Source organism: Bacillus sp. 95MFCvi2.1 (genome assembly GCF_000374965.1).
GTDB classification, from domain to species: Bacteria; Bacillota; Bacilli; order Bacillales; family Bacillaceae_G; genus Bacillus_A; species Bacillus_A pseudomycoides.
Map to the genome: position 1 here is coordinate 36768 of NZ_KB895719.1, position 6710 is coordinate 43477.

Below are 6710 nucleotides of genomic sequence, written 5' to 3' on the forward strand. Positions count from 1 at the left end.
AGCAATTAACGAATTATGAGAAAGAATACAATCGTGGATTGAAAATAAATAATTAACAAAAGAGGGGAAGATACAATGCTATTGTTTCATGAAGGTATTGAACTAGGAATTATAAAATCTATTGGCGAAAGAGAAGTTACTTTTCACGTCGCAAATCAAGAAGTTACAATCCCATTAACAGAAGAGGAAGAGCAAGAGTTATTTGATTATATTGAGCTTCCAGAAAACGATTTACTGATTCCCATCAACATGAAAACTCATAAAATATGTGTTCCAACAGACTTAGAAACTTGGAATGAAGAAACGATGGATGAATTAATAGAAGCTTCATCAAAGGGAGCGGAAAACAATGAGTAAAAAGCGTTCCCCTGTTTCATTTGAAGAGAAAAAACAAAAAGTAATAGCACTCACGAAAAAGATGGAAAAAAGTATAGAAGGTTATTTTCGTTCACCAGGAGATTTAAAAGAGTATTTGTCATTTATGGCAAAATTCTATCGCTATTCACCATCTAACATTGCATTAATACAGAGTCAATTTGAGGGATCCAGAGCCGTGGGTTCCTTTTCTTTTTGGAAAGAAAAAGGATTTTCGGTTAATAAGGGTGAGAAAGGAATACAGATCCTTGTTCCGAACCGAACAACAGCAAAATTTAAAGACAAAAGGGGAACTTGGAAACCTGTTGCAAAAGCGAATGAAGAAGAGAAAAAACAGATTGAATCTAAAAGTATAGAAGTGAAACCAGGTCGTCTATATTTTTCTGTCGGCTATGTATTCGATGTGTCGCAAACGAACGCAAAAGCGGAAGATTTACCTCGTATTTTTCCAAATCGTTGGCTAGAAGGAACTGTGAAAGATTATAAGAGTTTGTACAAAGGAATGGAAGCTATTGCGGAAAAGAACGGTGTGAAAATTATTGAACCGAAACATGAGCTTGGGGTCGCAAAGGGGGTGAGCTATACCCTAACAAAAGAGGTTGCTTTAAATCCAAGGAATAGTGAATTGCAAAATGTAAAAACGCTTCTTCATGAACTTGCCCATGCCAAACTTCATACAGCAGAAACACATATGAATTACACGGCACCAGAAAAAGAGTTTCAGGCAGAAATGGCAGCTTATACGGTTTCTTCCTATTTTGGAATTGATACAAGCGAGTATTCGTTAGGGTACTTAGCAAACTGGACGCAAGGGAAAGAGTTAAAAGATAAATCCAAATTGCTAAAAGAAGTACATGAAACGTCTGTGGAATTTATTGAAACAATTGAAAGTATTTTAGATAAAGAAATCAATAATAAAAAAGGGAAAGAGGTAGATAGTATGGCAAAAACAGAGTCAGATGGTTTATATGCATCTCCATATCATGAGAAAGCCCATTTGGTTACAATCGAAGTGTTGTATAAAGATGTGCAAGATATGTATGGTGGAAAAATACACATGATGGATGCTTTTACTAAAGAGATTACTGACATACCAATACGGAAGGAAGAAGAACCAAATCAAGAAGGTTTATCTGTATCTTTAACGGAAAAAAACGGTAGTGTAAAAGATGTTCACTTAAATAAAATTTTGCAACCAGATTTATATGAGACAGTCCATAATTCTGTTTTTGAGGGGAAAGAAAGTTCGTTTGTTGTACATCAAAAGGATGCACAGATTGATTTAAATGATCTAGTCAAAATAGCCATATATGATAAATGGGTACAAAGAGAAGTGGATTTTGTAGATAAAGCTGAGGATCAAAAAGAGTTAACGTTTAGTGAAAAAGAAGTAGAGTTATATAAAGAAATGAAACAGGAAGGTTATGCACCAATTGAGTCATTAGAACAAAAATTACAGCCACTTTCTCATACAGCTAAACATGTTACAGCTTCGATGGAGAAAGAATTAAGTGAAAAATATGAAGCATTTAAAAGGGCTCAATCTAATGAAACTGTGAACGATATTGATAGTATTATAAGCCGTGTACAAGTGGAAGAACGTTATTTTGCAACCAAAAATGTAGCAATTGATAATGAACTCATTACCCAAGAATCTGTCAATCAATTAGAAAGTAAAGTACAAGAAAAGTTGAATAAAGAGGGAATTACGGCTACTAAGCAGACCGCATCGAAATTGGTTGATCGGGAAAAACAATATGAACCATTCTCGAACTTTACGCAATTCCAAAATGTTGCAAAGAAAAAGAAACAAGAGGTGGAATTAGGACGATAAATGGCTTGTTTACACAATTTAATAAAGAAACAATGTCATCACTTATCGTTGAGAACGAGAAGTGATTTTTTATTTTAAGGAGGAATGAAAAATGAATATAAAAGAACAAGTCAAACAAGAAGAGGTAAAAGAGGCGTTGTACAAATATGCGTTGAAAACGGCTGGAAAACAAATAGAAAGGTTCCCTGAAGGGAATATGCATGAAAAACAACGAGGAGTTGAGCCTGGTGTGACTCGCTTTGCAATTCCATCTGTGACAAGCGCAATGGACTGGGGGCAAGGAGATATCACAATTGATGTTCATCATGATACGGGGAAAGTAAAAGTATATGAACAAGAAATAGATGGTGAAAATTGGTCAAATTCTTCTCTTCGACTTACAGGAGAGAAGTTGTTGTCTGATGTGGTGAAAAATTTGATAAAACAAAGAGCGCTTGAGCGGCAACGAATGGACGAAACAGCCAATCTAAAGATGGAAAACCAAGTAGAACAGTCTTTCCCATCTCTAGAACCATTAGATAAAAAAGATCAAGTGGTAATACCTAAAGGATTGCCTAAGGAGGCTTATAAAGAGTCATATAAGGAACAAATTTTAGAAGAACTTGCCCCTTCTCAGGATGAGATACGTTACAAGGAACAATATCAGGCAGAATTGCTTATGTTATTAGGAGTTGATAATGAAAAGGGATCAGATCCAAATAAACAAACCACATCAAAAGAAAAACAGGATAATAGTCCAGGGCAACAAGAAGAAACGTATACGAAAAGTCGGGAAGAGCGTGTCAAAGAAATGAAAGAGTTTGAGAAGACACATTCATATCCTGAAGTATACCGGTTGAAAAAGGAAGCTCTTCAGGAGTTAAAAGGAATGAATCTAACAGATTCCCAGCGGGAAAAGTTGTCCAGCATTGAAAAAGCTTTAGATCAAGAAAAACAAGAATATGATAAAAATAGTAAAAAAGAATCTAGCCAGGAGAAAGAACCGAAAAACCAAAATAAATTCGCTCAGCTTTTTCATCGGTTTAAAGGTGTGAAAAAGAACGAACAGCCAAAAGAAGCGGAAATGGAACATTCTAGATAGATATAGGTAGAGGAGAGTACTGTTAAACAGTGCTCTTCTTCTTTTTAAAAGCGAAAGGAGAGAAAAGAATGGTAAATATCGTCGAAATTGTAGACATCGATTACACAGGTGTATGGGCAGAGACAAAAAATGCAGAAGAATTAATTTTTATAGCACTACCAAAAGAAAAAATTAAATTTGTACGTGAAATACTGTCAGAGAAAAAACAAATGTATGTCTTTCTGCAGAAAGATTGGGAATGGAGAAAGATGTCATGAATCCATGGCTATTTGCTGGCTGTATGTTGCTTGTAGTCGTGGCATTGAACATTTGTTTATGGATGGGGCAATGTGTGATGAAACGCTTCAAAATGCGGAGAATCAAGCGTCAAAATTAAAGATGTTACATACATGAGGAGGAATGGGTAATGGGAAAAACATTATTTATTGCGGAAAAGCCAAAAGTTGCATACGAATTATTGAAATCACCACGTTTTAGAAATGCAGAGAAACATATGGGGAGTAAACCTTATTTTGGATACTTTGAGAACCATCAGTACATTATTAGTTGGTGTTCCGGTCATTTATTAGAGCTGAAGCATCCAGAAGAAATAGATGAGAAATACAAAGAATTTAAATTCGAACACTTGCCCCTTTTGTTAGAGCCGGAATACAAAGTGAAGCAAGATTATATCGAACAAATTAATATTTTAGTAGATCTATTGCAACGTCAGGATGTAGATCATGTGGTCAACGCTTGTGATGGAGACCGTGAGGGCGAGCTGATTTATCGTGAAATGTATGAATATGCGAGTGTAAATAAACGACAATCTCGCCTCTGGCTTGCTTCGTATGAGCCAGCAGAATTAGAGGCAGGACTGAACCGATTAGAGCCAGGGGAACACTATGACGGACTTGCAAATTCCGCAAAAGCAAGGCAATACCTAGACTATCTTCTCGGAATCAATGTGACGAGAGGATGTACAACGAAACTTGCTAAAAACCAATTCTTATTGGCAACAGGGCGTGTGCAAATGTGCCTGTTACATGAGATTTGGCAACGTGAGGTAGCTATAGAGAATTATAAGGAACAAATCTACTATAATCTAAAACTCATCACAGAGAATGGATTAGAAGCTGTTATGAAGACAGAAGATCAGTTATTAGATCCAGCTCCTTTGCAAAAGCTTGGTGCTAAATTAGTTGGTACAGAATTAACGGTAACGGAGTTTAAGGAGAGTACCAGAAAAAAGAAACCAAAATTGTTATATAACCTGACGGATTTGTATAAAGAGGCACATTCAAAATTGAAAGTGAGCGCAGAGACCGCAAAAAAACATATTCAGAGTTTATATGAAGAAGGTTGGATTTCGTATCCTCGGTCATCGTCCAGGCATTTGCCAACGGAAAAGGTAGGCAGAGTACAAGAAGTATTCAAAGCCTTGCAGTCTACCAATTATGCGGATTTGGTACAGCATGTAGATACACATACTATCACAGAAAAACATGCCACATTTAACGATGAGCTTGTAGATAGTCACTTTGCCATCATCCCGACAACAAAACCATATGACGGGACCAATAGAAAACCATTAGAAATTCAATTATATGACCTCATTGTGAAACGATTTATTGGGAACTTTATGCCACCGGCTATTTATTTGGTACGTGAGGCACAGTTTATAGATCGAGAGGAAAACATATACAGTACAAAAGAGAAAGTTCTTCAAGAGAAGGGATTTTTAAGCGTATTTCATGAGGATATGGAAGAAGGTTCTGTGGAAAGCTTTCAAATCCCTTTTTTATATGAGGGAGACTCGTTCCAAATCGTAAAACATGACTTAATGCAGTCGAAAACAAAGAAACCAGCATTTCATACTGAAAGCTCCATTCTAACGTTTATGGAGACCGCCGGTCGTAAATTAGATGATGACCATTTAAAAGAGCTAATGAAAGGAAAACGTATTGGGACGGTTGCGACAGAGGAGACCTTTATTCCAAAACTCACAACGAGAAATTACATCACAGTTACCAATGGACAAATTCGTACTACGAAAATTGGTCGTGCATTTGTAGAAAAATTTCCGATAGATGAAATCAAAAATCCAGCTTATACGGCTGAAATGGAAGGGATGATTCATATGATCGAAAAGAAGGAAATGCCATACGGTGAATTTGTGGAAAATACGAATACATTTGTAAGAGAAACAGTTGCAAAACTTGGAGAAACAGAAGAAAAAGTAGCGGATGAAATGATTTTGAATTGGAATCAACAAATTGAAGTATGCCGTTGCCCATGTAAAAAGGGGAAAATCCTTCATAAGGGCAACTTCTATGGATGTAGTAATTATCCAGAATGTGAGATCCGTATACCGAAGAAAATTAAAGAGAAAGCGATTCCTGAAGCACAAGTAAAAAAGCTGTTTGAAAGTAAGAAAACGGATCTGTTAAAAGGCTTTAAATCCGGTGAGAAAGAGTTTTCAGCGTATTTAGTATTCCGAGAAGGCAAAGTACAGTTCCAGTTTCCAACGACAGAGGAGCTGTCTCTTGGGAAGTGTCCAGACTGTAAGAAAGGGGACATTCTTCATCGAAAAACATTTTTTGGGTGCACTGAATATAAAAATGGTTGTAAGTTCATGCTGCCAGCAAAAATCAAAGAAAAAGCGATTCCCCCTTCTCAATTAAAAAAGATTTTGAAGGGGCAATGTTCAGACTTCATTCAAGGATTTAAAGGAGAAAAGGGTGAATTTACGGCGGCACTCTATTTGGATAAGGAAGGACTAAAGTTCCGTTTTCCAACAATTGAGGATCGTACATTAGGGAAATGTCCGCTTTGTAAGAGCCGAGTGATTGTAGGGAAATCAAATTACTTATGTGAGCAGTATAAGAAGACTTGTGAATTCATTATTCCAGGGGTCGTGTCTGGAAAGAAAATTAGTAGTAACAATGTGATCAAAATATTAGAAAAGAATATGACCGATCAAATCAAAGGATTTGAATCTAAAAATAATGGGAAGAAATTTGATGCCCGGTTATCTTATAGCACGCAAGAAAAACGATTAAAATTCTTATTTGGAAAATAACAGATGTTGAGAACTGATACAAACAGTTCTCTTTTTTTATTCCTGAAACCATTCACAACAAGGGGAGGTGCCAACATGACATATCGACTGGCAGAGGAGGAAGTCATGAAAGCAAAAGATGTGGATTTGTTGTCATATTTAGAAGCTAAAGGGGAGAAATTTCAAAAAGAGGGAAACTATTATCGACATACGGAGCACGATAGCTTGTTAATTCGTGACAATATGTATGCATGGAATAGCCGGGGAGAGAAGGGATATGGAGCGATTAGCTTTGCTAGAATGTACTATGGTATGACTTTTCAAGAAGCAGTTCGAGACGTGAATTTTGGTGATTATCCTACTTTTACATCTTCTAAGGA

General features: G+C 36.4%; 6 protein-coding genes and 1 pseudogene. All 7 read left to right on the top strand.

What is annotated here, in order from left to right:
- Nucleotides 1-75 precede the first annotated feature (75 nt).
- Nucleotides 76-357, top strand: a complete 282-nt coding sequence (locus C568_RS0125775; protein ID WP_018783112.1) for a hypothetical protein — start codon at nucleotides 76-78, stop codon at nucleotides 355-357.
- Complete coding sequence (locus C568_RS0125780) at nucleotides 350-2209, top strand: ArdC-like ssDNA-binding domain-containing protein (protein WP_018783113.1); 1860 nt, start codon at nucleotides 350-352, stop codon at nucleotides 2207-2209. Before C568_RS0125775 ends, C568_RS0125780 begins: the two co-directional genes overlap by 8 nt.
- Before the next feature lie 91 nt (nucleotides 2210-2300).
- Complete coding sequence (locus C568_RS0125785; RefSeq protein WP_018783114.1) at nucleotides 2301-3290, top strand: hypothetical protein; 990 nt, start codon at nucleotides 2301-2303, stop codon at nucleotides 3288-3290.
- A gap of 68 nt (nucleotides 3291-3358) precedes the next feature.
- On the top strand, nucleotides 3359-3547 hold the full coding sequence (locus C568_RS0125790) for a hypothetical protein (protein ID WP_018768248.1): 189 nt from the start codon (nucleotides 3359-3361) through the stop codon (nucleotides 3545-3547).
- On the top strand, nucleotides 3529-3666 hold the full coding sequence (locus C568_RS35770) for a hypothetical protein (protein WP_179863330.1): 138 nt from the start codon (nucleotides 3529-3531) through the stop codon (nucleotides 3664-3666). Before C568_RS0125790 ends, C568_RS35770 begins: the two co-directional genes overlap by 19 nt.
- 30 nt (nucleotides 3667-3696) lie before the next feature.
- Nucleotides 3697-6351, top strand: a complete 2655-nt coding sequence (locus tag C568_RS0125800) for a type IA DNA topoisomerase (protein WP_018783115.1) — start codon at nucleotides 3697-3699, stop codon at nucleotides 6349-6351.
- 75 nt (nucleotides 6352-6426) lie between these two features.
- Nucleotides 6427-6710 (top strand): annotated as a pseudogene (locus C568_RS0125805) (hypothetical protein); the annotation flags it as partial.

Excerpts from the sequence above, each read along its gene's own strand:
- C568_RS0125800 (WP_018783115.1), top strand. The coding sequence starts at position 3,697 with ATGGGAAAAACATTATTTATTGCGGAAAAGCCAAAAGTTGCATACGAA.
- C568_RS0125785 (WP_018783114.1), top strand. The coding sequence starts at position 2,301 with ATGAATATAAAAGAACAAGTCAAACAAGAAGAGGTAAAAGAGGCGTTG.
- C568_RS0125775 (WP_018783112.1), top strand. The coding sequence starts at position 76 with ATGCTATTGTTTCATGAAGGTATTGAACTAGGAATTATAAAATCTATT.
- C568_RS0125780 (WP_018783113.1), top strand. The coding sequence starts at position 350 with ATGAGTAAAAAGCGTTCCCCTGTTTCATTTGAAGAGAAAAAACAAAAA.
- C568_RS0125790 (WP_018768248.1), top strand. The coding sequence starts at position 3,359 with ATGGTAAATATCGTCGAAATTGTAGACATCGATTACACAGGTGTATGG.
- C568_RS35770 (WP_179863330.1), top strand. The coding sequence starts at position 3,529 with ATGGAGAAAGATGTCATGAATCCATGGCTATTTGCTGGCTGTATGTTG.